Source organism: Vibrio sp. 1249-1 (genome assembly GCF_033340495.1).
In genome coordinates this window covers 1-594 of record NZ_JAWOWJ010000826.1, presented here as the reverse complement: position 1 = coordinate 594, position 594 = coordinate 1, and the positions used below count along the sequence as shown (strand labels likewise).

General features: G+C 45.1%; 1 pseudogene. It reads right to left on the bottom strand.

Annotated elements, in window-relative coordinates:
- A pseudogene (locus tag R7Z50_RS29145) lies at nt 1-594 on the bottom strand (SAM-dependent methyltransferase); the annotation flags it as partial.

The window sequence follows — 594 nt, the reverse complement described above, 5'->3', positions numbered from 1 at the left end:
GGCCAATAAGCAAAAGGCAAACAGTGATCAACGTGATACTCATTTCGTAATTTGCTTCCACTCCATACGCTGACAATGTCGCAATGGCTGAGCTTCAACTGTTCAATTCTCTTTCGCACGACTCGCGTATCATGGTCTTTATCAATCCGGGCCAAACCATCATGCTACGTTTGCAGTGGAATACCCCGCTCTTGATTAGACCGAAATCGTTGCATTTCCATAATCCACTGGTTGACTACCAGCGGCTCAATCCAAGAGTTATACAATCGAAAACAATCCCAAAGGCTTTCATCCAACACAAACAGCCCATAACCTTCGAGGAACTCGCTATCCACAACAATTGAACGTTTTGGCTTCTTAGCTGAACGAATCATTTCAAAGTAGGGGTTTGATTTATCGCCCTGATAGGTAAAAGCGACGGGGCCATCTTTTATGGTTTTTAAGCTATCTTTTATTGCTTTATCCAGCGCCGCTGCGTCTTCGCCACAAAATGTCGCGCCTATAGCAAGATCATCAGGACTTAAATGGGAAAGTCTGCCCCAGCCATCGGGCTTTATAAAACCTAGCCCTTTAGACGAGTTCGAGCTTTGCTGG